The 24,701-nt window shown below is 71.9% G+C and carries 20 protein-coding genes and 1 pseudogene; 14 read left to right on the forward strand and 7 right to left on the reverse strand.

Translation table 11 applies throughout. From position 1 onward, the window contains the following. Window positions 1-27: 27 nt before the first annotated feature. A complete protein-coding gene (locus ACFY0T_RS15280; RefSeq protein ID WP_388869518.1) occupies window positions 28-1,281 on the forward strand; it encodes an FHA domain-containing protein in 1,254 nt (417 codons plus the stop codon). 37 nt (window positions 1,282-1,318) lie between these two features. On the opposite strand, the gene ACFY0T_RS15285 is transcribed toward ACFY0T_RS15280, so the two are convergent. Then, window positions 1,319-2,302, reverse strand: a complete 984-nt coding sequence (locus ACFY0T_RS15285) for a methyltransferase domain-containing protein (RefSeq protein ID WP_388869521.1) — start codon at window positions 2,300-2,302, stop codon at window positions 1,319-1,321. A 207-nt stretch (window positions 2,303-2,509) separates the two neighbouring features. Between ACFY0T_RS15285 and ACFY0T_RS15290 the strand changes: the two genes are divergently transcribed. From ACFY0T_RS15290 to ACFY0T_RS15330, 9 genes are all read left to right on the forward strand, one after another. Then, window positions 2,510-2,914 carry a globin gene (locus tag ACFY0T_RS15290; protein WP_388869524.1) on the forward strand — a complete coding sequence of 135 codons (405 nt, stop codon included), beginning with the start codon at window positions 2,510-2,512 and terminating at the stop codon, window positions 2,912-2,914. Between the two features lie 189 nt (window positions 2,915-3,103). After that, a complete protein-coding gene (locus tag ACFY0T_RS15295) occupies window positions 3,104-6,352 on the forward strand; it encodes an FtsX-like permease family protein (RefSeq protein ID WP_388869527.1) in 3,249 nt (1,082 codons plus the stop codon). A 1-nt stretch (window position 6,353) separates the two neighbouring features. Then, a complete protein-coding gene (locus ACFY0T_RS15300) occupies window positions 6,354-9,551 on the forward strand; it encodes an FtsX-like permease family protein (RefSeq protein WP_388869530.1) in 3,198 nt (1,065 codons plus the stop codon). A gap of 397 nt (window positions 9,552-9,948) precedes the next feature. Then, complete coding sequence (locus ACFY0T_RS15305) at window positions 9,949-10,935, forward strand: ABC transporter ATP-binding protein (protein WP_388869533.1); 987 nt, start codon at window positions 9,949-9,951, stop codon at window positions 10,933-10,935. 185 nt (window positions 10,936-11,120) lie between these two features. Next, window positions 11,121-11,822, forward strand: a complete 702-nt coding sequence (locus tag ACFY0T_RS15310; protein WP_388869535.1) for a FadR/GntR family transcriptional regulator — start codon at window positions 11,121-11,123, stop codon at window positions 11,820-11,822. Window positions 11,823-11,983: 161 nt separating this feature from the next. Then, a complete protein-coding gene (locus tag ACFY0T_RS15315; protein WP_388869537.1) occupies window positions 11,984-13,423 on the forward strand; it encodes a four-carbon acid sugar kinase family protein in 1,440 nt (479 codons plus the stop codon). Then, on the forward strand, window positions 13,423-14,286 hold the full coding sequence (locus ACFY0T_RS15320; protein WP_388869540.1) for a class II fructose-bisphosphate aldolase: 864 nt from the start codon (window positions 13,423-13,425) through the stop codon (window positions 14,284-14,286). Before ACFY0T_RS15315 ends, ACFY0T_RS15320 begins: the two co-directional genes overlap by 1 nt. Window positions 14,287-14,558: 272 nt before the next feature. Continuing rightward, the gene (locus tag ACFY0T_RS15325) at window positions 14,559-15,554 is read left to right on the forward strand and encodes an NAD(P)-dependent oxidoreductase (RefSeq protein ID WP_388869543.1); all 996 of its coding nucleotides are present in this window, start codon (window positions 14,559-14,561) and stop codon (window positions 15,552-15,554) included. Continuing rightward, window positions 15,551-17,044, forward strand: coding sequence for an SLC13 family permease (locus ACFY0T_RS15330; protein ID WP_388869545.1), 1,494 nt, complete (start codon window positions 15,551-15,553; stop codon window positions 17,042-17,044). Before ACFY0T_RS15325 ends, ACFY0T_RS15330 begins: the two co-directional genes overlap by 4 nt. 24 nt (window positions 17,045-17,068) lie before the next feature. Here the strand turns inward: ACFY0T_RS15330 and ACFY0T_RS15335 are convergent, their stop codons facing one another. The 6 genes from ACFY0T_RS15335 to ACFY0T_RS15360 all read right to left on the reverse strand — a co-directional run bounded on the left by ACFY0T_RS15335 (window position 17,069) and on the right by ACFY0T_RS15360 (window position 22,142). Continuing rightward, window positions 17,069-17,773 (reverse strand): hypothetical protein, encoded by a 705-nt coding sequence (locus tag ACFY0T_RS15335; protein WP_388869548.1) that lies wholly within the window; start codon window positions 17,771-17,773, stop codon window positions 17,069-17,071. Continuing rightward, window positions 17,770-18,183, reverse strand: a complete 414-nt coding sequence (locus ACFY0T_RS15340; RefSeq protein WP_388869551.1) for an acyl-CoA thioesterase — start codon at window positions 18,181-18,183, stop codon at window positions 17,770-17,772. The genes ACFY0T_RS15335 and ACFY0T_RS15340 overlap by 4 nt, the downstream gene beginning before the upstream one ends. A 6-nt stretch (window positions 18,184-18,189) precedes the next feature. Further along, window positions 18,190-19,854 (reverse strand): energy-dependent translational throttle protein EttA, encoded by a 1,665-nt coding sequence (ettA, locus tag ACFY0T_RS15345; RefSeq protein ID WP_388869554.1) that lies wholly within the window; start codon window positions 19,852-19,854, stop codon window positions 18,190-18,192. A 472-nt stretch (window positions 19,855-20,326) separates the two neighbouring features. Continuing rightward, the gene (locus tag ACFY0T_RS15350; RefSeq protein ID WP_388869556.1) at window positions 20,327-20,617 is read right to left on the reverse strand and encodes a hypothetical protein; all 291 of its coding nucleotides are present in this window, start codon (window positions 20,615-20,617) and stop codon (window positions 20,327-20,329) included. Window positions 20,618-21,122: 505 nt separating this feature from the next. Beyond that, the gene (locus ACFY0T_RS15355) at window positions 21,123-21,380 is read right to left on the reverse strand and encodes a hypothetical protein (protein WP_388869559.1); all 258 of its coding nucleotides are present in this window, start codon (window positions 21,378-21,380) and stop codon (window positions 21,123-21,125) included. Window positions 21,381-21,761: 381 nt separating this feature from the next. Next, the gene (locus ACFY0T_RS15360) at window positions 21,762-22,142 is read right to left on the reverse strand and encodes a winged helix-turn-helix transcriptional regulator (RefSeq protein WP_388869561.1); all 381 of its coding nucleotides are present in this window, start codon (window positions 22,140-22,142) and stop codon (window positions 21,762-21,764) included. Window positions 22,143-22,251: 109 nt separating this feature from the next. On the opposite strand from ACFY0T_RS15360, the gene ACFY0T_RS15365 reads away from it, so the two are divergent. The 4 genes and pseudogenes from ACFY0T_RS15365 to ACFY0T_RS15380 all read left to right on the forward strand — a co-directional run. After that, a complete protein-coding gene (locus ACFY0T_RS15365; RefSeq protein WP_388870492.1) occupies window positions 22,252-22,659 on the forward strand; it encodes a RidA family protein in 408 nt (135 codons plus the stop codon). A 271-nt stretch (window positions 22,660-22,930) separates the two neighbouring features. Continuing rightward, window positions 22,931-23,407, forward strand: coding sequence for a hypothetical protein (locus ACFY0T_RS15370; protein WP_388869564.1), 477 nt, complete (start codon window positions 22,931-22,933; stop codon window positions 23,405-23,407). After that, window positions 23,404-23,529, forward strand: a complete 126-nt coding sequence (locus tag ACFY0T_RS15375; RefSeq protein ID WP_388869567.1) for a hypothetical protein — start codon at window positions 23,404-23,406, stop codon at window positions 23,527-23,529. Before ACFY0T_RS15370 ends, ACFY0T_RS15375 begins: the two co-directional genes overlap by 4 nt. A 490-nt stretch (window positions 23,530-24,019) precedes the next feature. Then, window positions 24,020-24,208, forward strand: a pseudogene (locus ACFY0T_RS15380) (replication initiator); the annotation flags it as partial. Between the last annotated feature and the right edge of the window lie 493 nt (window positions 24,209-24,701).

The raw sequence follows: 24,701 nt of genomic DNA on the forward strand, positions 1-24,701 counted from the left end.
CCGGAAAGGAAAGGGGGAAGCGCCGACATGCCGACCTGCCCGAACGGACACCAGTCGGGTTCCGACGACTGGTGCGAGGTCTGCGGTCACCGCATGGCTGGTGCCGTGCCCCCGCCACCTCCTCCGCCGCCGCCCGGCGCCGGTTACGGCTATCCGCCGCCGGGTTCGCCCCCGCCGCCGCCCGGCCCCGGTGGACGCCCGCACCTGTCCGCCGTGCCCGACCCCGAGCCGGAGCTCTGCCCGCAGTGCCGTACGCCCCGTGAGGGCGCCGCGCCGTTCTGCGAGGAGTGCCGGTGGAACTTCCTGACCAACACCGCGACCTCGTACACACCGGCCGCGCCGCGCCCGCCGGCGCCCGGTGGTCCTAGTGGTCCCGGGGTGCCGAATCCGGCGCGGCAGTTCCAGCAGCAGGGGCCGGGGCAGCCCACCGGTCCCGGAGCGGCTCCCGGCCACGACCCGTTCGAGTACCAGAGCTCGCGGCCCTCGCAGATGAACCGGCCTGCCGAGCCGATCCCGCCGGGTCCGCCCGGCCCGCCGGCGTACGGCCGCGACTTCGGCGGCGATCCCTCCCGTCCGGTTCCGCCGCCGCCCGGGCCCACGCCCGGTGGCCCCGGCGCCCCGCAGGCCTTCACACAGCAGCCGGCCTCGCCGTCGTTCCCGTCGCAGGCCCCCGCGCCCGGCCCGTCCTTCGGCGGCGGTGACGACGACTGGGTGATCTCCCCGCCGTCGGCCGGTGCGCCCGGCGGCGGCCCCGGTGGTCCCGGCGGCCCGAACGGCCCCGGCGTGGCCCAGGGCGGCGGCTACGGCTACCCGCAGCCCGGCTCGACCCAGGCCCCGCCCGGTCCCGGCCCCGCCTACCAGCAGCAACAGCAGCCGCTGTCCTGGAGCGCGACGATCGGTCCCGACCGCGAGTACTTCATGGCGATGATGCAGCGCTCCGGCCCCGAGGCCGCGGGCCTGAACCTGCCCGCGTACTCGCCGGAGCAGCAGCGCCCGCTCACCGGCAACCAGATCACGATCGGCCGCCGTCGGCACTCCACCGGCGACACCCCGGACATCGATCTGTCGGTGCCCCCGGAGGACCCGGGCGTCTCGCACCAGCACGCGGTCCTGGTCCAGCAGCCGAACGGCAGCTGGGCGGTCGTCGACCAGAACTCCACGAACGGGACCACGGTCAACGGCGGCGAGGAGCCCATCCAGCCCTTCGTGCCGGTCCCGCTCCAGGATGGCGACCGGGTGCACGTCGGCGCCTGGACGACGATCACCATCCGGCGCGGCTGACGACCGCAGGGGTTGGGGCCTGTCCGGCGGACAGGCCCTACGGCAGCGGCCAGGCGTACGGCCCCTCGGGGTCGTCCAGCCACGCCCAGGCGCGCTCGCCGTTGACCGTGATCCCGTACCGCTCGCGCACCGGCTGGTTCTCGCGCTCGAACAGCGTGAACGCCTCGTACGGGTCGAGGCTGCACGCCGTCAGGGTCAGCAGGAACCGGAACAGCTCCTGGCTCCGGACCCGGCGCGGCAGCCCGCCCAGGAGCTCCGCCTCCGGCGTCTCGGGCCTGGTCTCGCCGCGCAGCGGCACGAAATAGGCGGGCGTGTGCAGGAAGCGCCCCTCGGCGTGCCCGGTGTCCCGGACGTGCAGGGCGATCAGACCGGTCGCGAACGGCGCCAGGATGCGGGCGCCCGGATTGCACTGGGCCAGCCAGGCGCGCGGGATCGAGGTCAGCGTGCAGGTGGCGATGATCCGGTCGAAGGGGGCGCGCTCGGGGACGCCGCGGGCGCCGTCGCCGGTGATGACGGTCGGGTGGTACCCGGCGGCGGTCAGGTGCTGTCGCGCGGATTCGGTGATCTCCGGGTCGAGGTCGATCGTGGTCACCAGGTCGTCGCCGAGGCGGTGCGCGAGCAGGGCCGCGTTGTAGCCGGTGCCCGCGCCGATCTCCAGGACCGCGTCCCCGTCCCGTACCTCCAGCTCGGTGAGCATCTTCGCCATCAGGGACGGCTGACTGCTGGAGGAGACCAGCACCCCGTCGCGCACCCGAGTAGCCAGCGGGGCGTCCGCGTACGCGCCGCGCACCCAGCGCTCCCGCGCCTGCGGGTCGGGGTCCTCGCCCCACACGCGCTCGAAGCCGCCGAGGACGCCGACGTAGTAGTACGGCACGAAGAGGTGGCGCGGGACCGCCGCGAACGCCTCCCGCCAGACCGGGTCGGCGTCCCAGGCGCCGCTCCTGTCGATCTCGCGCACGAGGGCCGCCCGCGCCAGGGTGGCGAGGTCGTCCAGGTCGTGGTCGAGAGCGTGCGCGCTCATGTCTCCACTGTGCTGCCGGACGGGCCGCGAGGCGAGCGTCGGACTCGGCCACCTCGCGTACGCGCGGTGCGAGTCCTAAGCCTTGAGTCCTCCGCCACCCCGTCTGAGACCATGGGTGATGTGCTGCATCCCCCCGGGGACAACCCCCGGACCCCCGGCCGAGAAGACCAGGGGCTGGCCAGAGCGACATTTGTGAGGCAAACCGACGTGAACCAGATTCGGCGCGGCACGCTTCAGGAGCAGACCTTCTACGAGCAGGTCGGCGGCGAGGAGACGTTCCGGCGCCTCGTACACCGTTTCTACGAGGGTGTCGCCGAGGACCCGCTGCTGAAGCCCATGTACCCCGAGGAGGACCTGGGCCCGGCGGAGGAGCGCCTGACGCTGTTCCTGATCCAGTACTGGGGCGGCCCGACGACGTACAGCGAGAACCGTGGCCACCCCCGGCTGCGGATGCGCCACGCCCCCTTCGCCGTCGACCAGGCCGCGCACGACGCCTGGCTCAAGCACATGCGCGTCGCCGTGGACGAGCTCGGCCTCTCCGAGGAGCACGAGCACACGCTGTGGAACTACCTGACGTACGCGGCGGCTTCGATGGTGAACACGGCGGGCTGATGGGCTGATGTCCTTGGAGCGCTGAGGTCCGTCGGCCTCTGACGGCTGACGCGCGCATTCCGGTCGTACGACGCCGGATTCCGGTCACAATCCGGTCAAGCCCGCGCTACAAGCGCTTACCCGCGGCCTGCCCCCTCTGACAACATCGCGCGGAAGGTCCGGAGATCCGGGACGACGGCGGGGGGCCGGGTGACGGGGTTCGTACTACTGCGTGCGCGGGCGCACCGCCTGCTGCTCGCCGCCGCCCTGCTCACCGTCCTGCTGACGACGGCGGTGCTCGCGACGCTCACGGCGTACTCCGGCGCGATCGGCGACGCATCCCTGCGGCACGCGCTCCAGGACCCGCGCAACGCCGTCGACACCGCGCTGATCGTCCGGGCCGGCGTACCCGCCGAGCAGCGCGAGGCCGCCGACAGCGCCGTACGGAAGGCAGCCCGGCAGACCTTCGACGGGTTACCGGTCACGCTGCGCACCCTCGTGCGCTCGGGCCCGTACGCGCTGCCCCGCTCCCTGCAGGCCCCCGCCGACCGGGCCGGCGACCCGGACCTCACCCACTTCGCCGCCCTCGACCGCACGCAGGTACGGGTCACTACCGGGCGGCTGCCGGGCACGTCCGGCGGCGGCTCGGTCATCGAGGTCGCCCTGCCCGACAACGCCGCCGACCGCCTCGGCCTCGAGCCCGGCGCGCGCCTCACCCTCGTCGACCGGCTCGGCGGTCCGAAGGTGCGGGTGCTGATCACCGGTCTGTACCGGCCCGCGCGGCCCACCGCGCCGTACTGGCGGTTGGACGAGCTGGGCGGGCGCGGGATCAACAAGGTCGACTTCACGACGTACGGGCCGCTGCTCGCCGATCCCGCCGTGCTCGCCGGTGGCCGGGTGAGCGCCGGGGAGTCCGCTTGGCTGGCGTCGGCCGACTTCTCGACGCTGACGCCCGACCGGATCGGCGCGCTGCGGGAGGCCGCCCGCGAGGGGCAGCGGGGGCTGCGCAAGGCCCCGGCCCTGAGCGGCACGACGGCCGTGGCGACCTCGCTGCCCGAGGTGCTGGACAGCGTGGAGCGTTCGCTGCTCGTGTCGCGTTCGACGCTGCTGATCGTCGCGTTGCAGCTGGCCCTGCTCGCCGCGTACGCGCTGCTGCTGGTCGCCCGGCTGCTGAGCGCCGAACGGGTGGGCGAGACAAAGGTGTTGAGGGCCCGTGGAGCTTCGCGCGCCCGGGTCGCCGGACTCGCCGCGCTGGAGGCGCTGCTGCTCGCGGCGCCCGCGGCGGTCTGCGCACCGCTGCTCGCCGGGCCGTTGACCCGGCTGCTCGCCGGGCAGGGCGCGTTGGCGAGGATCGGGCTGCGGCTCGACACCTCGGACGGGCGCGGCGGGATCTGGCTGGTCGCGGCGGGGGTGGCGCTGGGATGTGCGCTGGCGGTGACGGTTCCGGCGCTCACTTCCGGGGACGGGCCGGTGGGGCGGGCCCGCTCGCTGCCCGCTCCGGTGCGCTCGGGCGCGGACGTCGGCCTGCTGGTGATCGCGGGCGTCGCGTACTGGCGGCTGGACCAGCAGACCTCCGGTGCCGTCAGCGCCGGCAGCTCGGGCACCCTCGGCATCGATCCGCTCCTGGTCTCGGCGCCCGCCCTCGCCCTGCTGGCCGGAACCGTGCTCACGCTGCGGCTGCTGCCGCCCGTGGCCCGGCTCGCCGAACGCCGGGCCGCAAGCGGGCGCGGGCTGCCCGCCGCCCTCGCGGGCTGGCAGCTCAGCCGCCGCCCGATGCGCGGCGCCGGTCCGGTCCTGCTTCTCGTCCTCGCCGTCGCCATGGGCATGCTCGCGATCGGCCAGGGCGCCTCCTGGAACCGCTCGCAGGACGACCAGGCCGACTTCCAGGCCGGTACGTCCGTCCGCGTACTCCCGGGCGACCAGGCCGAGTTGGGCCAGGCAGGCGCCTACGCGGCAGTCCCGCACGTCCGTGCGGCCGCACCCGCCGTCCGTACGACCCTGCCGCTGTCCGGCAGCCGTACGGCGACGGTGCTGGCGCTGGACACGGCGCACTCGGCGGGCGGCGTGCTGCTCCGCGGCGACCTGGCCGACCGGCCCGTGCGGCCACTGCTGGCGGGGCTCGGCCCGAAGGGGACGACGGTGGGTACGCGGGTCCCGGCGGGCAGCACACGGCTCGCGATGACGGTGCGGATGAGCAGCAGCGCGAAGGGGACGGCCGCGGACGTGTCGGTCACGCTGGAGGACCGCTACGGGACGCCGTACGCGCTACGGCTCGGCGGGCTCCCCGCCGACGGACGGGCGCACACGCTCGCGCTGGACCTCGCGCCGAACACCGGAACCGTGCTGCTCACCGCGCTTCAGGTGGACGTGACCCAGCCCACGGACAAGGCGCAGCAACACCGGTTCGCGGTCGAGCAGTTGAGCGCGGTCGGCGCCGACGGGAAGGAGCGGCGGCTGCCGCTGCCCACCGCCTGGGAGGCGACGTCGCAGAGCAGCAGCACGCAGGTGTTCCCCAACCCCGACACCGAACCCGTGCCCCCGAAGGTGCGGGCCTCGGACAAGACTCTCTCCGTCCGCTACGGCACCGGCTACATCCCGCATGATTTCGCCTGGCAGATCACCTCGTTGACGGTCCGTCTGCAAGTGGCCCAGCCCTCGGCGCCCCAGATCACCGCGGTCGCCACCGACCGCTTCCTGAAGTCGGCGGGCGCCCGGACCGGGCAGCGGGTGGACGTCTCCTTCGCGGGCGAGACGGTGCCGGTGCGGATCGTGGACAGCGTGCGGGCGCTGCCCACCACCGTGTCCGGCGGGGATCAGGACGGTGGCGCGCTGCTGGTCGATCTCCGGTCCGTGAACCGGGTGCTGCAGGCGCGCTACGGGCTGAGCGTGACGCCCACCGAGTGGTGGCTGCGCACCGCGCCGGGTGACGCGGCGCGGGTCGCGGCGACCGTGCGGGAACGCCCCGACGTCGATCCGTCGCAGGTGATCGTGCGCGACGAGATCGCCGACCGGCTGCGCGACGACCCCTTCGGGGCGGGCCCCGAGGCCGCGTTCGCCGCGGCGGCCGTGGTGGCGGCGGCACTGGCGGCCGTCGGCTTCGCCGTGAGCACGGCCGGGTCCCTGCGGGAGCGCGGCGCCGAGTTCGCGGTGCTGCGGGCGCTCGGTGCCCCGCGCCGCCGGCTGGCCCAGCTGATCGCCGTCGAACAAGGCGTCCTGGTGGCCCTGGCCCTGCTCGTGGGCGTCGCCCTGGGAACGGTGCTGACCCGGGCGGTCGTCCCGCTGATCGTGCTGACGTCCGACGCCACCCGGCCGATCCCCGGGGTCCTCGTCGAACTCCCGCTCCCGCACGTCGCCGTGCTGCTGGCCGCCGTGGCTGTGACTCCGTTGGCCGTCACGGCGTTCCTGGCGCTGCACCGGCCGGATCCGGCGAGTTCGCTGCGCTTGCAGGGGGGTGAGTGACATGGCCGAGAGTGCGGGTACGGCCGCGGTGGCTCCTTGGGTGCGTACCCGGCTGCGGGCCGCGCCCGGGGCGGCCGTCGCCCTGGCCCTGCTGGTCGCGCTGACCGCCTGTCTCGCCGCCGCGTTCCCGCGCGCGGTCGACCGGTACGAGGACGCGGGGCTGCGCCGGGCCCTCGACGACGCCACGGCGCGGCAGACCGTCGTACAGCTGTACGCCCCGCAGCCCGGTGCCGAACTCCCGCCGGGAGAACGGGCGGAGGCACTGCGCGGGGCCGCCCTGCGCAGGGCGTACGGGCAGGTGCTGGACACGGTCGAGAAGCCCCTCGTCGCCGATCGCGCGCAGTCCTCGTACGGGGTCCGCACCTCCAATCCCCCATCGGCCCTGGACAGCTGGCTGCCCCAGCCGAGCGGGGTGCCCGCGCGCATGTCGCTCACCGCGCAGAACGACCTCGCCGGCCACGCCCGGCTGCGCACGGGGCGCCTTCCGCGCGTGACGGGCGCGGTGACCGCGGCGACCACCGAGGTGGAGGCCGCCGTGACCGCCGAGACGGCCAGGACCCTGCGGATCAAGGTGGGTTCGGTGATCCACGTGCCCGGCGTGGAGCGCTCTCCCCTGTCCGTGCGGGTCACCGGCATCGTCGTCCCGCGCGAGCCCCAGGGCGCGTACTGGTCGGCCATGACGGTGCTGCGCAAGCCCTCCCTGATGCAACTGCCCACCCAGGGCGGCGAGTCGGACAAGTACTGGCTGGGCGCGCTGCTGCTGCCGCCGGACGCGGCCCCGGCCCTGCTCGCAACGGCCGGAAAGCCGGAGCGCTACTGGCAGTTGGCACCCGACACCTCCACGCTGACCGCGCACGGCCTGTCCCGGCTGCACTCCGCGATCGCCGCACTGGAGTCGGGACCGGGCCTGGGACGGCTGCGGGAACGGGTCGACCCGCTGGTCGACGTGACCACGGATCTGGACGACGTGCTGACCTCGTTCACCGAACTGCGCTCCGGCATCGGCCCGTTGGTGGCGGTGGCCGCCTTCGGCACGGGCACGGTCGCCGCCGTCGTGCTGCTGATGGCGGGCGGCCTCGCCGTCGAGCGCCGCCGCGCCGAACTGGCCCTGCTGCGCGCCCGCGGCGGTTCGCTGCGCGGCGTCTGCGGGCGGCTGCTCGCCGAGACGGCGGTGGTCGCGGTGCCCGCGGGCGCGCTCGGCCTCTGCGGCGCGCTGCTCGCGGTCCCGGACGGCCGCCGGTCGTACGCGGTGGCGGCCGCCGTCGCGGTGACGGTCCTGGCCTGCGCCACCCTGCCGGTACGGACCGCACTCGCCCACCGCGCCGTACGCCTCCACGGAGCACGGGAGGACGTCGCCTCCGTACGCCCCTCCCGGCGCCGTACGGTCGCGGAACTGACGCTGCTGGTGCTGGCGTCGGGGGCGGTCGTGGCACTCCGCCGCCGGGGAGCGTCCGGCGCTTCGGGGGACCAACTGGCCGCCCTGGCACCCGTCTTGGTGGGCGTCATCGCCGCGCTGGTCCTGGTCCGGCTCTACCCCCTCCCCCTGCGCCGTCTGTCCCGCCCCGCCGGGCGGCTGCGCGGCGCGGTCACCCATCTCTCGCTGGCCCGCGCGGGCCGTACCTCCGCCTCCACCGTCCTGCCCCTGCTGGCCCTCCTCACCGCCCTCACCACCGCCGCGTTCGGCGGCTCCGTCCTTGCGGGCGTCCACGCCACCCGCGACCACGCGGCCCTCCTCACCACCGGCGCGGACGCCCGCATCGAGGCGACCCACGCCCTACCGCCCGCATTGCCCGCCCAGCTCCGCCGCACCCCGGGCGTCCACTCGGTCACCCCGGTGAGCATCGCGTACGGCGCACAGCTGGGAGCGGGGTCGGGCAAGGAGGAGGAGACGGTGGCGGTGGTGGGCGTGGAGCCGGGGGCGTACGGGCGGTTGGCTCGAGGGGTGGGGCTTGGGGGGTTCTCGGGGCGGGAGTTGAGGGGGGCCGGGGGTTCGGGTTCCGGAGGTGCGGGGGCTTCCGGTTCGTCCGGGGCTTCCGGTTCGTCCGGGGGGACGGGGGCTGGAGGGGCTGCTGCCTCCTTCGGCTCGTCCGGGGCTTTCGGCTCGTCCGGGACTTCCGGTTCGTCTGGGGGTACGGGGGCTGCGGGTACGGGGGCTGGGGCTGCTGCCTTCTCCGGCTCGTCCGGGGCTTCCGGCTCATCCGCGGCTACCGGGGCTTCCAGGGCTGGCGAATCCCCCGCGGCTTCCGGGGCTGGCGCCTCCTCCGGCCCGTCCACGGCTTCCGGGATTCCCGCTTCCTCCGGCTCGTCCGGCTCGTCCGGGGCTTCCGGGGCTGGCGCCTCCTCCAGCTCGCGCAGGGCCTCCGGGAGCCCCGCCTCTTCCAGCTCCTCCAGCTCCTCCGGCGGGTCCAGCGGGGTCGGCGGGGCGGGCGAGGCTGGCGAGGCGGTGCTGCCCGCGCTCGCCTCGCCCGCTGTCGCCGATCGCTACGGCACGCGGCCGTTCCGGGTGCGGCTGGAGGACGGGAGTCAGGTCACCGTGCGGATCACCGTCGTACGGGAGCTGACCCCGGCCGTCTTCGACATGGACTTCCTGGTCGTGGACCGCGCGGGCCTCGGCGCCCGCCCCGCACGCCCGACCGCGCTGCTCCTGACCGGCGACCACCTCGACGGGACCGCCCTGCGCAGGGCGGCGGGCGCCGGCGTGGACGTACGACTGCGGGCTGAGGAGCGGGCGCGGTACGTCGACTCACCGCTGCAGTCCGGCGCCGAGCGGATCTACACGGCGGCGGTCGCGGCGGGCGCCGGGTACGCCGTACTCGCCCTGCTGTTGTCCCTCGTGCGCGCCGCCCCCGAGCGCACCGCGCTCCTCGCGCGGCTGCGCACGATGGGGCTCACCCGCGCCCAAGGTCGCCGCCTCCTCGTCCTGGAGGCCCTGCCCCAGGCCCTCCTCGCGGCGGCGGGCGGCGCGCTCACGGGCTGGGCGACCATCCGCCTCCTCGCCCCCGGCATCGACCTGACGACCATCGCCCTCGCCACCCACGACTCCCCTTCAGGAAGCGCCCGACTCCGCACGGACACCGTCTCCTTGCTCCTCCCGTCCCTCACCGTCCTCGCCCTCGCGACGGGCATCGCGGCGGCGCAGGCGTGGTGGACGGGGAGACGCGGTTCGGTCAGGGAGTTGCGGGCGGGGGACGCCCGATGAGGCGCCTGGCCACAGCCACCGGCGCGCGTGCCGCGGGGGCCGCCAACCCGCCCGCCACAGCCGTGGCCATACGTACCGCCAGCGCCGCCAACCAACCCACCACAGCCGTGGCCATACGTACCGCCAGCGCCGCCAACCAACCCACCACAGCCGTGGCCATACGTACCGCCAGCGCCGCCAACCAACCCACGACAGCCGTGGGCGTACATGCCGCGAGGGCCGGCGACAACCCACCCTCAGCCGACATAGCCGTGGGCACGCGTGCCGCCAGGGGCGGCGCCCGTCTCCAAGAGAGCGGCACCCTGCAGGCGCCGGCAAGCGCACCCACCCCGAGCCCAGCCCCCACGCCGGGCACCCCCTCGACCAGCGTCCCCATGATCCCCGCCGGAGGCAGGCGATGACCACCACCGACCCCACCTTCGCCGACCTCGCGAGCCGCGCCGCCGCCCACCGATCCCGCCCCGCCTACGGCCACGACGCCCTGATCACCTGCGACCGCCTGGTCCGGATCTTCTCCACGGACGGTGTGGAGGTCCAGGCGCTCCAGGGCCTCGATCTCCTGGTCCGCGAGGGCGAGTTGATGGCTCTGGTGGGCGCGTCGGGCAGCGGCAAGTCGACGCTGATGAACATCCTGGCCGGCCTGGACACCCCCACCGCGGGCGCGGCGAAGGTCGCGGGCCGCGACCTGCTGACGATGGGCGCGAAGGACCGCCTCCGCTACCGCCGGGAGGTCGTCGGCTTCGTCTGGCAGCAGACGTCCCGCAACCTCCTCCCCTACCTCACGGCGGCCCAGAACGTCGCCCTCCCGATGCAACTCTCCGGCTCCCGCACCGGCCGCACAGGCCGCCCCACCCGCCGCACCCGCCGCGCGCAGTCGGAACGCGCCCTGGAACTCCTGGAGTTGCTGGACATCGCCGACTGCCGAAACCGTCGCCCGCACCAGATGTCCGGCGGCCAGCAGCAACGCGTCGCCATCGCCGTGGCCCTCGCCAACGCCCCCGCCGTCCTTCTCGCCGACGAACCCACCGGCGAACTCGACTCCCACACCGCCGAGCAGATCTTCGCCGCGTTCCGCACCGCGAACGAACACCTCGGCACCACCATCGTGATCGTCACCCACGATCAGGCGGTCGCCGGCGAGGTCCGCCGTACGGTCGCCATCCGTGACGGCCGCACCTCCACGGAGGTCCTGCGCCGCACCGAGGTCGACGCGGCCACCGGCCAGGAGGCGGTGGTGGCCCGCGAGTACGCGATGCTCGACCGCGCGGGCCGCCTCCAGCTCCCCGCCGAGTACACCGAGGCCCTCGGCATGCGGGACCGCGTGGCGCTGGAGCTGGAGCCGGACCACATCGGCGTATGGCCGGACGACAGCGAGCACGAGTGATCCACTGCCGTAACCGAACAGCAATCACACCAAGGTATTGACGCACCCCGACCCCGGTGTCATGGTTACCGGCATCGAGACATCAGATGTCTGACGTCAGACTTCTAGATCATCAAGACGGCTGATGACAGACTTCTGGATCACGACCGCCCGATCGCCCGTACCCGCCCGCCGGAGGCCCAACGATGTCGCTCTCCGAAGATCTCGCCGAGCGCCTGCTCACCGCGATCATCGACGGCACCTACCCGCCGGATGCCGCCCTCCCCCCGGAGGCCGAGCTCGCCGAGCAGTCGTCCGTGAGCCGACTGACCGTCCGCGAGGCGGTGAAACAGCTGCGCGCGCAGAACGTCGTACGGGTGGTACGCGGCCGCGGTACGTACGTGAACCCACCGGACCGCTGGACCGCACTGGAGCCCGTGGTCCGCGCCGCGTCCCGCTCCTCCCACACCTCGCTCTCCGAGCGGCTCATCGAGGCCCGCCGCCTCATCGAGAACGGCGCGACCGAGCTCGCCGCGCTCCGGCGCAGCGAGACCGACCTCGCCGAGCTGCGCGAGCACCTCGCCGCGATGCGGGACGCCGCCGACGCGGGCGACACGGAACAGTTCGTGCAGGCCGACATCGACTTCCACGCCACGGTGATGCGGGCGACCGGCAACCTCTTCGTCCCGCTCCTCTTCGAGCCCTTCGGCCCCCTCCTCGCCGAGGGCCGCCGCGAGACCTCCGCGGTCCCCCAGATCCGCGTCAACGCCATCGCCCACCACGAGGCGGTCCTCACCGCCCTGGAGTCCGGCAACCCGGACAAGGCCCGCGAGGCCATGAACGCCCACATGAACCAGACGGCAACCGACTACCGCACGCACGTACTAAAAACACCGGACGCCCAGTAACCGCCATAGCTGCGGGCAATCGTGCCTCCCCCACTGCCTTAACGGCGTGGGGGGACCCCCAGGCGGCACCCGTCCCACAGAGAGCGGCACCCTGCCGGCGCCGGTAAGCACACCCACCCCAAGCCCAGCCCCCATACCCCACCCCGCTCCCAGGAACCGCCATGTCCCTACCCCGCCATGCCCTCCCCGAGTCAGAGGTCCTCACCAACCTCCCGCCCCTAAGGGCAGTCCAAGCCTCCGAGGTAGCCACCCGCATAGCAACCGCCCCCCGCCTGGTCGTCCTGGACGACGACCCCACCGGCACCCAGACAACGGCCGACCTCCCCGTCCTCACCACCTGGACGGTGGACGACCTCCGCTGGGCCCTCCGCCAGGAGAGCCCCGCCTTCTTCGTCCTCACCAACACCCGCAGCCTCTCCCCCGAAGCCGCCACCACCCGCAACCGCGAGATCGTCCGCGCCCTGCACGAGGCCTCCCGGGCGGAGCACACCCCGTACGTCATCGCCTCCCGCGGCGACTCCACCCTCCGCGGCCACTTCCCCCTCGAAACCGACGTCCTGACCGAGGAGTTGACGCGTCTCGACGCTGCCCCCGACGGAGTCGTCCTCGTCCCCGCGTACATCGAGGCGGGCCGCCTCACCCTCGACTCGGTCCACTGGATGCGCACCCCCGACGGCCTCCTCCCCGTCGGCGAGAGCGAGTTCGCCAAGGACGCCACCTTCGGCTACACCTCCTCCGCCCTCCCCGACTGGGTCGAGGAGAAGACCGGCGGCCGCACGCCCGCCGACAAGGTCGTCCGCATCACCCTCACCGACCTCCGCACCGGCGGCCCCGCCCACGTCGCCGACCAGCTCACCGCTCTCCGCGACGGCGCCACGGCCGTGGTCGACGCCGTCTGCGACGACGATCTCCGCGTCCTCGCCCTCGCCTGCGCCGAGGCCGAGGAGAAGGGCACCCGTCTCCTCTACCGCGTCGGGCCCTCCTTCGTACGAGCCAGGGCAGGCCAGTCGGCCCACCCGCCTCTCACCACCGCCGAGTTGAAGCCGCTGCGCGCGAACGCCCCGCACGGCCTGGTGGTCGTCGGCTCCCATGTGTCCCTGACCACCCGGCAGTTGAACCACCTGTGCGAACAGCACGGCGACATCAGCGAGTTCGAACTCGACGTAGCCCAACTCCTCGACGACACCCGCCGCGCAGCGCACATCCGGGAAACAGCCACAGCTGCGGCCGCCGCGCTGGAGCGTTCGGACACGGTCATCCGCACCACCCGCACGGTGGTCACCGCCACCGACCCGGACGACAGCCTCGCCCTCTCCCGGAGCGTCTCCGCCGCACTCGTCGAAGCGGTACGCCTGGTGACCGCGGCCCGCCGCCCCGCCTTCGTCATCGCCAAGGGCGGCATCACCTCCAGCGACACCGCCACCGACGGCCTGGAGATCCGCCGCGCCTGGGCCCGCGGCACGCTGCTGCCCGGCATCGTCTCGCTGTGGCAGCCCGTCGACGGCCCGGCCGCCGGCATTCCGTACATCGTCTTCGCGGGGAACGTCGGCGGCGACACCGCCCTCGCCGACGCCCTCGCCCTGCTGAGGAGCGCCGCCTGATGCTGCTGACCGGAACCGAGGGCCTCAAGGCCCTGACCACGGCGTACGAGACCGGGCGCGCGCTCCCCGGCTTCGTCGCGTACAACCTGGAAACGGTGCAGGGCATCGTCGCCGCGGCCGAAGCGCACCCCGGCCGCCCCGTCCTGATCCAGGCCGGCTCCAGCGCCTTCAAGCACGCGGGCCGCGAACCGTTGATGCGTCTTGCCCTGGACGCCGCGGCCAGCTCCTCCGCTCCCCTGGGCGTCCACCTCGACCACAGCCGCGACCTCGACGAGATCACCGCCTGCCTGGAGGCGGGCTACACCTCCGTCATGGTCGACGGCTCCCATCTGCCCTTCGCCGAGAACATCGCGCTGACCCGCGAGGCCGTACGCCGCGCCCGCGACCACGGGGCATGGGTGGAGGCGGAGTTGGGCGCGCTGCCGGGCGACGAGGACGTCTCGACGAACGCGACCGCGAACACCTCCGCGACCGCCATGACCGACCCGTCCCAGGCGGCCGAGTTCGTCGCCGAGACGGGCGTGGACGCCTTGGCGGTCGCGGTCGGCAACGTCCACGGATTCACGGCGACCCCGGTCCGCCTGGACCTGAACCGCCTCGCCGCCCTCCACTCCGCCGTCCCCGTCCCCCTGGTCCTGCACGGCGCCAGCGGCCTCCCCGAGGAACAACTCCTCGGCGCCCTCTCCCGAGGCGTGGCCAAAGTCAACGTCAACGCCGAACTCCGCCGCGCCTACCTCCAGGCAACGAGCGCCCAACTCCCCACGGCACTCCCGGGTTCGGACGTGGTGAGCGTCTGGTCGGCAGGCCGAGATGCGGTGACAGAGGCGGCGACAAGGATCATCACCCAACTCACGCCCGCGTAGTGCTGAACTTTTGGCGGCCGGGGCTGGAGATTCTCAGCCCGTCCGGCGTTTGAGGACGAGAGCGCCAGCGCGATACGGGGGTCTGGGGGCGGAGCCCCCAGAAACGGGACGGGAAGGGGCTGAGGGGGCGAAGACCCGCCACGCAAGCCCACACTCCCCGCGCCCACAAGACGACCAACCCCACCCGCCCAAGGTCAGGCACCCCCGCCCAAGGTGCCCAGCCACAACACCCCGCAAAAGAATCCGCTTCCCGCCCCAAGGAGGGCACCCCCATGTCACCCGCACCCCGTCCCCACACCGCAGTGATCGGCCTAGGCGCCATGGGCCTCCCCATGGCCACCCGCCTGGCCGCCCACCTCCCCGTCTCCGCCTACGACGTCGCCGAGCCCCGCCGCACCCAGCTCGCCGCAGCGGGCGGCACCGCCACCGCCTCCCCCGCCGAGGCCGCCCGCGACGCCGACGTCGTCCTCCTCGCCGTACGCGACCAGGCCCAGGTCGACGGCGCCCTGTTCGGCGAGGACGGCGCCGCGGAAACCCTCCGCCCCGGCACCACGGTCATCCTCACCAGCACGGTCGGCCCGGACGCGGCCCGCGCCACGGCGGAACGCCTGGCCGACATCGGCGTCCGAACCGTCGACGCCCCGGTCAGCGGCGGCCCGGTCCGCGCGGGCAACGGCGACCTGCTGATCGTCGTAGGCGCCGAGGACAAGGCCCTCGACCAGGCCCGCCCGGTCCTGGACCTGCTCGCCTCCAACCTCACGATCGTCGGCCCCCGCCCGGGCGACGGCCAGGCCCTCAAGGCGATCAACCAGCTCCTCGCCGGCGTCCACATCGCCGCCGCGGCGGAAGCCATCGCACTCGCCCGCGGCCTCGGCCTCGACCCCGCCACCGTCGTCGATAGCCTCCGCCACGGCGCCGCCGGTTCGTTCATGTTCGGCGACCGCGGCCCCCGCATGGTCGAGACGTACGAGAGCGACGTTGCCCCCGAGGTGAAGTCGCGCCTCGACATCTTCGTGAAGGACATGGGCATCGTCACCGGCATCGCCAAGGACGCCCACGTCCCGGTCCCCCTCGCCTCCGCGGCCCAGCAGCTCTACCTGCTCGGCGAACGCGCGGGCCTGGCCGCCCACGACGACTCCTCCGTAGTCACCGTCCTCTCCCCGAAGTCCCCCCAGTCCCCCCAGTCCCCGCAGTCCTCCCAGTCCCAGCAGTCGCCCATCTCCCCCAGCACCCCCAACTCCCCATCCCAGAACGGAGAAGGACGATGAGCCACACCACCCTCCTCCTGATCGCCGCCGCCGGCGTCGCCACCCTCCTGCTGCTCATCCTGCGCGCCAAGGTCCAGCCCTTCGTCGCCCTGGTCGTCGTCTCCATCGCCGTCGCGCTCGCCGCGGGCGTCCCGGCGGCCGATCTGGTGAAGACCATCGAGGAGGGCATGGGCTCCACGCTCGGCCACATCGCGACGATCATCGCCCTGGGCGCGATGATCGGCCGGATCATCGAACTCTCCGGCGGCGCCCAGTCGTTCGCGCACTCCCTGATAGACCGCTTCGGCTCCAAGCGCACCCCGCTGGCGCTCACCGTCGCCGGTTTCCTCCTCGGCATCCCGGTCTTCTTCGAGGTCGGCCTGATCATCCTGATGCCGATCGCGTACGGCGTCGCCCGCGCCTCCCGCAAGCCGCTCCTCGTCTACGCGCTCCCGATGGGCGCCGCGATGCTCACCGTGCACGCGTTCCTGCCTCCGCACCCGGGCGCGGTCGCCGTCACCCAGGCCATCGGCGCCGACCAGGGCCTGGTCCTGCTCATGGGCGTCCCGGTCACCGCGGTCGTGATCCTGCTCGGCTACCTGGTGTCGCGCCGGATGACCCGCCGCGAGTACCCGATGGACCCGGCGGTCTACGCGGAGGTGTACGGCGAGGACGGGGCGGACGGCGCGGACGAGTCGCCGGCCGCCGGCGGAGCCCCCGTGGCACCGGCCCCCGACGGCCAGGCCACCGGCGGAGCCCCCGCCGCCCCGGCCCCCGACGGCCACGGCACCGCCGTCCTCACCAAGCCCGCCCCCACGCTCGCGGACGACGGGGTCGCCCCGCCCTCCTTCGCCATGGTGCTGACCCTCATCGTCACGCCCATCCTCCTCATCCTGGCCGGCACCCTCGGCCAGAACCTCCTCGCCGAGGGCTCCACCCTCCGCGCCGTCCTCACGGTCCTCGGCGCCCCGATGGTGGCCCTGCTCCTCGACGTGGCCCTGTGCGCCTACTTCCTGGGCACCCGCCGCGGCTGGGACCGCACCCACATCGCGAACGTCATGACGTCGGCGCTCCCGCCGGTGGCCATGGTGATCCTGGTGGCGGGCGCGGGCGGTGTCTTCGGCAAGGTGCTGGTGGCGAGCGGCATCGGCGACGCGATCGCCGACGTACTGGACCGGACGGGTCTGCCCGCCATCTTCCTCGCCTTCCTGATGGCGCTCGCCCTGCGCGCGGCCCAGGGTTCGACGACGGTGGCCCTGATCACCACGGCGGGCATCCTCACCCCGCTCCTGCAGCGCGCCGACCTGTCGACTGGCCAACTCTCCCTGGTCGCCCTGGCGATGGGCGCGGGCGGCCTCGCCGTCTCGCACATCAACGACGCGGGCTACTGGATGTTCACCAAGCTCGCCGGCCTGGACGTGGCGACGGGCCTGCGCACCTGGACGGTCCTGACGACCACGATGGGGGTGATGGGCTTCGGCCTCACCGCGGCCCTCTGGCCCCTGGTCTAGCTCGCCAGCCAGCCAGCTAGCCAGCTAGCCAGGCCGGACGCTGACGTCCAACGCCCCAAGTCCCGCCCTGCGTACGGCGATCGACCCGTACGGCGTACGCAGCCGGAGCCACGCGCCCGACGAGTACAGCCCCAACTGGGCCTCGTCGGGCGCGCTTTGGCGCCCGGGGCCCGCGGGTCGCAGGAATCCGAGCGACTGCGCCGCGTGCGCGGCCCGTACGGGGAGCCCGGTGTCACCGATCGGCCGGGACCAGATCTCCCGCCCGATACGGTCGAGTTCGGCGCGCGTACGCAACTCGGGCCCCAACTCTTGTGTACGGGACCGGAATTCGGCGACCGCAGCGGCGACCATGGCACGTACGGCGTCCGGAGCGGGCAGCCCCTGCTCCTGCCGCCAGCCACCCCGCGGCGGCAGCACCCCGGCCCACGGCGGCCCGGTCACGGCCTGCGGAACTGAAGCCGTCGCCGCCGACTCCTCGATGGACTCCAGGAGTTCACCGGCGGAGACGGTCACATCCAGGGTGACGTCGAGCCCGTCCTCGTACGGCTTGGCGAGGCGCGCCGTACGGATGGCGAGGACCTCGAAGGACGGCGGGCGCCCGAAGACCGCGAGCGCGGTCCCGGCAGCCTGCAGTCGTACCGCCGCCGCACGGTCGTAGTGGATCAGCCGGGAGAGGAAGGCGGCGAGGTCTGCCGCCTCCCCTGCGTCGGCGAGATGCAGCACGGTCATGCCGCGACGGCCTCGTCACTCTCGTCGTCCCGGTACTCCTCCAGGAACTCCCGTTCCTCGGCGGTGATACGGCGCGGGCGCTGGTTCTCGAAGTCGAACGGCACGATCACGGTCGAGGCCCGGACGTACACCTGGTCCGGGTCCTTGACCTCGTACGTGATCGTGAACGCCGCCGCCCTGATCTCCGTGATCCAGAGCTCGATGTCCACCGGCGCGTGCCGGTGGACCAACTGCCGCTTGTAGTCGATCTCGTGGCGCGCGACCACCGACCCCTGCTTGAAGTCCTTCTCCGGGCGGAACAGGAAATCGATGCGCGCTTCCTCCAGGTAGCGGAGGAAGACCACGTTGTTGATGTGGCCGTACGCGTCCATGTCCGCCCAGCGCAGCGGGCAGCGGTAGATGTGCCGCAAGATCGATCAGCCCCGGGTCAGCTTCTTGTAGGTGGCACGGTGCGGGCGCGCCGCGTCCGGGCCGAGTCGCTCGACCTTGTTCTTCTCGTACGACTCGAAGTTGCCCTCGAACCAGAACCACTTGGAGTCGCCCTCGTACGCGAGGATGTGCGTCGCGACGCGGTCCAGGAACCAGCGGTCGTGGGAGACGACCACGGCCGCACCGGGGAACTCCAGCAGCGCGTTCTCGAGCGAGGACAGCGTCTCCACGTCGAGGTCGTTGGTCGGCTCGTCGAGGAGCAGCAGGTTGCCGCCCTGCTTGAGCGTCAGCGCCAGGTTCAGGCGGTTGCGCTCACCACCGGAGAGGACGCCGGCCGGCTTCTGCTGGTCGGGACCCTTGAAGCCGAAGGCGGAGACATACGCACGGGAAGGCATCTCGACCTGCCCGACATTGATGTAGTCGAGCTCGTCCGACACAACGGCCCACAGAGTCTTCTTCGGGTCGATGTTCTCGCGGCTCTGGTCGACGTACGAGATCTTGACGGTGTCGCCGACCTTGATCGAACCGGAGTCCGGCTGCTCCAGCCCCTGGATCATCTTGAAGAGCGTGGTCTTGCCGGCGCCGTTCGGGCCGATGACCCCGACGATCCCGTTACGCGGCAGCGTAAAGGAGAGATCATCGATAAGAACCTTGTCGCCGAAGGCCTTGGAGAGGTTGTTGACCTCGACGACGATGGAGCCCAGACGCGGGCCCGGCGGGATCTGGATCTCCTCGAAGTCCAGCTTCCGCATCTTGTCGGCCTCGGCGGCCATCTCCTCGTAGCGAGCGAGACGGGCCTTGGACTTGGCCTGACGCCCCTTGGCGTTGGACCGCACCCACTCGAGCTCTTCCTTGAGCCGCTTGGCGCGCTTGGCGTCCTTCTGGCCCTCGATCTTCAGGCGGGAGGCCTTGTTGTCGAGGTACGTCGAGTAGTTGCCCTCGTACGGAATGGCGCGGCCGCGGTCGAGCTCGAGGATCCACTGGGCGACGTTGTCGAGGAAGTACCGGTCGTGGGTGACGGCGACGACGGTGCCCGCGTACTTCGCGAGGTGCTGCTCCAGCCACTGCACGGACTCGGCGTCCAGGTGGTTGGTGGGCTCGTCGAGGAGCAGCAGGTCGGGCGCCTCGATCAGCAGCTTGCACAGGGCGACACGGCGGCGCTCACCACCGGAGAGGTTGGTGACCGGCCAGTCGCCGGGCGGGCAGCCCAGGGCGTCCATGGCCTGCTCCAGCTGGGCGTCCAGGTCCCACGCGTTGGCGTGGTCCAGGTCGTCCTGGAGCTTGCCCATCTCCTCCATGAGCGCGTCCGAGTAGTCGGTCGCCATCAGCTCGGCGACCTCGTTGAAGCGCTTGAGCTTGCCCATGATCTCGGCGGCGCCGTCCTGCACGTTCTCCAGGACGGTCTTGGACTCGTCGAGCGGCGGCTCCTGGAGCAGCATGCCGACGCTGTAACCGGGCGACAGGAACGCGTCACCGTTGGAGGGCTGCTCGAGGCCCGCCATGATCTTGAGAACGGTGGACTTACCGGCACCGTTCGGACCGACCACACCGATCTTCGCACCCGGCAGGAAGCTCAAGGTGACGTCGTCGAGAATCACCTTGTCGCCGTGCGCCTTGCGCGTCTTGCGCATGGTGTAAATGAACTCAGCCAAGAGAAACCGTCCGGACGCTTGAAATCGGCAGTGGGCAGATACACCCCATCTTGCCTGACGGCCAGCCCCGGACGGAAACTCGTATCGCCGGGCCCCCGTGACCTGCGGCTTCCCTGTTCACCTCTGTAGCTCGCCTGTGACTGTCGGTGGTCATCGATCGGCCTCGGGTGCTCTCGCACGGCCCAGCGGCGGCCCAGCGCGCATGCGCTGAGCCGTTTCCGCTGTCAGTGCGGGCGGCTATGGTGCGACCGCCATCGTGGCGACGCTTCGGGGAGGGGCTTTGGGAGCCAAGACAGGACTGCTCGTGTACGCCGATGGCGACTCGCCGGGCCTGCTGCGAAGAGCACGCGGTGAGCGGGCGGCGCCGCCCGCTCAGCCCTCAAGCGGATGACCGCACCTCGGTCACCTCCGCGTCAGTGCTTGAAGGCGCTCACGTCGCCCGGCTCGGTCTCCAGCGCCTCGCGGTCGAGTTTCAGCATGACGAGGAAGAACAGCCCGCCGCGAGGAGCAAACCGACCACGATCACGACGGAGACGAACGCCTCCCCGGGTGCCACCAGCACAAACAGCGCGACGAGCGTCCATACCAGCGCGCAGACGGCGACCGGCAGCTCGAAGCGCCCGAGGTCGAACGCGCCCTTCTTGCGACCCAGTCGTCCGCGCACCGCCAAGTAGAGGACGATCGTCGAGCCGTAGATGACCGCCGGGAGGATCGTCGATGCCGTGATCAGCTCCAACAGTGCGGCGCCCGGCAGCGCGACCATCAGGACGACCCCCAGGGCGAAGATCAGGAGTGTCGCCGGGATCGGCGTCTGAACGCGGCTCCGGAGAGATTGCGCCGATCTAGGTGCGCGCCCACTCTGACCTGCAGGGGACGCGTCGGGGGCGACCCGGCGACACAGACCGCATCGGGCATGTGTCGAGCACGCGCCCGACGGCACCGGTGGGGGTCCAGCCAAGGTGAGCCCAAAAGGGGCAGTGGGATGATCTTGGAGCCGTGACGGCTCCACCGCCTGCGGGTGGTCTTGTCCCGGAGTCACCGGATTCTGCCTGTCCTCGGTCAGCTCGGCCGGAACGATACGCGCGTGGGTGCGCGTGGCGTGTCCGATTCGGGCTGGCATCGGGTGGGTTCGCGCAGAGGACAGCCGAAGCGTCAGTCAGTCAGAGGGTCAGGCTTCCGAGCGGTACGACTACGTCCTCACAGCCGGTCACCGGCACACCCGGGCCAACGACCCACCGGCTGATCCAAACGAAACTGCACAGTCGCAGTCAGGTGTCTTCGGGATCCAGCTCGAAGGTGAAATAGATGCTCAGGCAGTAGGGCTCGTCCTCGTCGTGGAAGAAATCCCACGACACGTCTGTCAGGCGAATTTCTTGTTCCCGCACCCACTCATGGGCTTTCTTGAAGGCTCCCGCGGCAGTTGTGGCGGGGAACAGCTTCCTGGCCATGGGATGCACCCCCGTCTCAGCGTCCGAGTCGTCGAAACCCTCCGGAACGTCCAGGCAGAAGTTGGGATCCAGCACCATGGAGTGCGCCCTTTCCAGTCGGTTTGCCGGTACGAATCGACAGAGGCTGATCCTCTGAGCACGACGCCCGGTAAGACTGCCGCACACCCGGAAGGGTTGCTTCTGCCACCATGCGGCGAGGTGACGCAACCGATGACACGGTCCGCGATGATCCAAACGACACGGCCTGGCTAGCCGCAAGCGCCCGCCGGACGGGCCGGTTCGGGCCGCACCGCGAGCCCGCACAGGCATCCGCGCAGATCAACTGGCAGCCGGCCGCCGACGGAGCGCACTCGCAAAACACCGCCCCTCCATCAGTGGCGGACACCGCCCCGGCCCCCGCGTCGGGGGGCCCGCGAGTGCGTTCCTTCGCGGCTGCACGGCAAGCGAGTCCTCAACCCGTCAGGCGTCGAAGCGGTGGCGGGAGGCCTCGATGTGACCGAGGTACTGGTGGGTCCAGTCGCACAGTCCGTCGATCGTCACCCGCAGGGCCTGGCCCGGCTCGGTGAGGGTGTACTCGACCCGCGGCGGCACGACGGGGTGCACCGTCCGCTCGATCAGACCGTAGCGCTCCAGCATGCGCAGGTTCTGGGTGAGCATCTTGTGGCTGACGCCCTCGATCTCGTTCCGCAACTCACTGAAGCGCAGGGTGCGTTCACCGAGAGACTCGATGATCAGGAGCGCCCACTTGTTGGCGACGTCCGAGAAGATCTCCCGCGCCAGAGAGTCCGCACGCCTCAGGTCCGCATCCTCGGGCGAGCCGCTGAACTGCTTGGTCACCATCAGGTTCCCCAGTCACCGAAAAGTGCGTTCTTCCATGTCAGCGGCCACTCTCCTACGGTTTCCGAGTAACCACAAGAGAGTGGCTCGCATGAAAACGGAGGCAGACAGCATGGCCATCACCCTGGTAAACCCCAACGGATTGCCGGAAATCGCCGCCTACCGGCAGGTGTCGATCGCGACCGGGTCGAAGCTGGTCTTCATCGCCGGGCAGGTCGCCTGGGACGTCGACGGTGTCACGGTCGGCGAAGGCGACCTCGCCGCTCAGGTCGAGCAGTGCTACCTCAACATCGGCACCGCCCTGGCCGAGGTCGGCGGTTCCTTCGACGACGTGGCGAAACTGACCGTCTACGTCGTCGACTGGACCCCCGACAAGATGCCCCTGCTCATGGAGGGGCTCGGTCGGGCGGCCGCGAAGCTGGGGGTCACCGCGACACCCCCTGCCTCGCTGCTGGGCGTCGCGGCACTGGACGTACCCGACCATCTGGTCGAGGTCGAAGCCACCGCCGTCATCGACTGAACAGCCGCTCCTCGCCGCGGGGATGTCTGAGCCAGGCGTCCGCGCGGCGCGGCCGCCGGGCACGACGGGCAGCGAGATATCGAGGTGGGAGGCCATGTCCAGCTCGAACCGGCCGTAGCGGTTCACGTGGGTGACCGATTGCCACTGAAGCTTGACCGCCAACGGACTGTGTGGCTGGCGTTCTGGGAGTGGCTGCCCGAGAACTGAGGTCGGCGGCCGGGCTGTTACTACCGGCTGGAACACTCCCACTATGGACACCACACCCGAGCAAATGAGCTCCCGGACAGCGGCCGGATGGACCGTCGCGCTCGCGGGCCTCGGAGCAGTCACCGGCTTCGTCTGGGACGGGCCGTTCCTCGCCGTCGCCTGCGCCCTTTCCATGGGAGGCGGCGCCGCCCTGGGCACGGTCCTGTCCCGCCGTCGAATGATCGCAACCATTCAGGAAGGACAGGGGAAGGCCGCCGCGCTCGGGTACGCCGACGGAATCGCGGACATGGTGGTGCTGGAGATATCCGCGTACAGGAGCTCCGTCTTTCCGCTGTCCGGCCCCGACGCAGTAGACCCCGCCGAGCGCACGGCGCGCCGTAAGGCCGCCTACCACCTCACGGCCGCCGACGGGCTTCCCCACCACATTCGTGAAGCCGCGGCCGCCGCTCTCGAAGCGATCGATGACGCGCGTGACCGCGACACCCAGTCCGCCATCGAGGACCTCATGAAGGCCGTCCAGGAGCAGCGCCGCGGCACATGACCGCAGCCACCGCCACCCCCCGTGGCCGGCTCGTCTTCCACGTCTTGGCCGTCCTGGCGGAGTTCCTCCGCGAACTCATCCGGGCCTCGCCCGTGCCGCAGTTCAGTTGTCCCTGCTGCTGATCACTTAGGAGCCTGGGGCCGATTGGTTGTGGTGGGTGGAGGAATTGCACCCACGACCCCTTCGTCCCGAAGCAACTCGGATAGGCGCTCGACCTTGGGACGCTGTGCCTCTCGCCTGCTGCGATGGTCCGCAGGCGTGCGCGCTTGGCCGTCGCTGTACGTCGGCGTTGTCACGCAGTTGGACACTCACGTGGGGGTCTGGCGTGGTTGTAGATCCGGGCCGACCTGGCATCCGTGGCGCGGCTGCCGCCATGAGCGCCCGGCGAAGAGCGCGCCGGCCATACTCGCGCTCCAGGTCGCTGTCATCGATTGCCTTGCGAAGTGCGGCCTCACTCGCCTCGCAGGCCAGCTGCAGTCTGGCTCCCTCAGCATCTGTGTCAGAGCCCCATTCACGTACCGGCGCGCTCGCACGAACATGGTCGACCAGCCTCAATCGAGCTGCATACACGCTGAGCTGCAGAGCGACCAAGGCTCGCGGAAGCTCGATGTGTACGACGTGAACACCCGCACCAGCGAGATCGGCAACGTCCTCCACCGACGCAACTCCTCCACCCTCCCGGCCCGCCTGGTCCGCTGCAACAACCGCCGTACGACCCGCTGCGCGGCCTGCGTCGAGGTCTACCGCCGCGACACTTTCCACCTGATCACCTCCGGCCTGCGCGGCGGCAAGGGCACGCCCTGTGGCACTTCTACGCCTCGGTCCTCCTGGACGCCGGGGAGAACATCAAGGCGCTGAGTCTGTACCTCGGTCACAGCGACCCGGGATTCACGCTCCCTGTGTACACGCACCTGATGCCGAGCAGCGAGACCCGGACCCGCAAAGCCATCAGCTCCATGTACCGGGCCACCGGTCACGCCCACGACGGCCCAGGGACCAAGCCGCCTGACACGGCCCCTCATCGACGGGAAACCCGCTAGTGAGGGGCTGTTTCATGCCCAAGATCCGCAAGTACGCCATCCTGCGTGACGGCTATCCCTCGACGGAAACCCGTCCAGACGGGGCCCGCTGCCTGCCCGTTCCTGCTCCCCACTTGAGTAGCAGACACGTCACTGACCGTCGCCGCCGACGGCCGCGGACGCCGGCGCGCAGCAGACCCACACTCGCCTCCGTAGTCACACCGTCACCCCCTGAAGAAGTGGGCCGCCACCTCGTGCGGAGTCGGGCGAAGGAG

It is taken from the genome of Streptomyces sp. NPDC001530, assembly GCF_042894545.1.
In the GTDB taxonomy this organism is placed as follows: domain Bacteria; phylum Actinomycetota; class Actinomycetes; order Streptomycetales; family Streptomycetaceae; genus Streptomyces.

What these genes read in the sequence shown, in the direction of transcription:
- ACFY0T_RS15280 (WP_388869518.1), top strand. Translation starts at nt 28, where the DNA reads ATGCCGACCTGCCCGAACGGACACCAGTCGGGTTCCGACGACTGGTGC.
- ACFY0T_RS15285 (WP_388869521.1), bottom strand. Translation starts at nt 2,302, where the DNA reads ATGAGCGCGCACGCTCTCGACCACGACCTGGACGACCTCGCCACCCTG.
- ACFY0T_RS15300 (WP_388869530.1), top strand. Translation starts at nt 6,354, where the DNA reads ATGGCCGAGAGTGCGGGTACGGCCGCGGTGGCTCCTTGGGTGCGTACC.
- ACFY0T_RS15305 (WP_388869533.1), top strand. Translation starts at nt 9,949, where the DNA reads ATGACCACCACCGACCCCACCTTCGCCGACCTCGCGAGCCGCGCCGCC.
- ACFY0T_RS15310 (WP_388869535.1), top strand. Translation starts at nt 11,121, where the DNA reads ATGTCGCTCTCCGAAGATCTCGCCGAGCGCCTGCTCACCGCGATCATC.
- ACFY0T_RS15315 (WP_388869537.1), top strand. Translation starts at nt 11,984, where the DNA reads ATGTCCCTACCCCGCCATGCCCTCCCCGAGTCAGAGGTCCTCACCAAC.
- ACFY0T_RS15320 (WP_388869540.1), top strand. Translation starts at nt 13,423, where the DNA reads ATGCTGCTGACCGGAACCGAGGGCCTCAAGGCCCTGACCACGGCGTAC.
- ACFY0T_RS15325 (WP_388869543.1), top strand. Translation starts at nt 14,559, where the DNA reads ATGTCACCCGCACCCCGTCCCCACACCGCAGTGATCGGCCTAGGCGCC.
- ACFY0T_RS15330 (WP_388869545.1), top strand. Translation starts at nt 15,551, where the DNA reads ATGAGCCACACCACCCTCCTCCTGATCGCCGCCGCCGGCGTCGCCACC.
- ACFY0T_RS15335 (WP_388869548.1), bottom strand. Translation starts at nt 17,773, where the DNA reads ATGACCGTGCTGCATCTCGCCGACGCAGGGGAGGCGGCAGACCTCGCC.
- ACFY0T_RS15350 (WP_388869556.1), bottom strand. Translation starts at nt 20,617, where the DNA reads ATGGTCGCGCTGCCGGGCGCCGCACTGTTGGAGCTGATCACGGCATCG.
- ACFY0T_RS15355 (WP_388869559.1), bottom strand. Translation starts at nt 21,380, where the DNA reads ATGGTGCTGGATCCCAACTTCTGCCTGGACGTTCCGGAGGGTTTCGAC.
- ACFY0T_RS15360 (WP_388869561.1), bottom strand. Translation starts at nt 22,142, where the DNA reads ATGGTGACCAAGCAGTTCAGCGGCTCGCCCGAGGATGCGGACCTGAGG.
- ACFY0T_RS15365 (WP_388870492.1), top strand. Translation starts at nt 22,252, where the DNA reads ATGGCCATCACCCTGGTAAACCCCAACGGATTGCCGGAAATCGCCGCC.
- ACFY0T_RS15370 (WP_388869564.1), top strand. Translation starts at nt 22,931, where the DNA reads ATGAGCTCCCGGACAGCGGCCGGATGGACCGTCGCGCTCGCGGGCCTC.
- ACFY0T_RS15375 (WP_388869567.1), top strand. Translation starts at nt 23,404, where the DNA reads ATGACCGCAGCCACCGCCACCCCCCGTGGCCGGCTCGTCTTCCACGTC.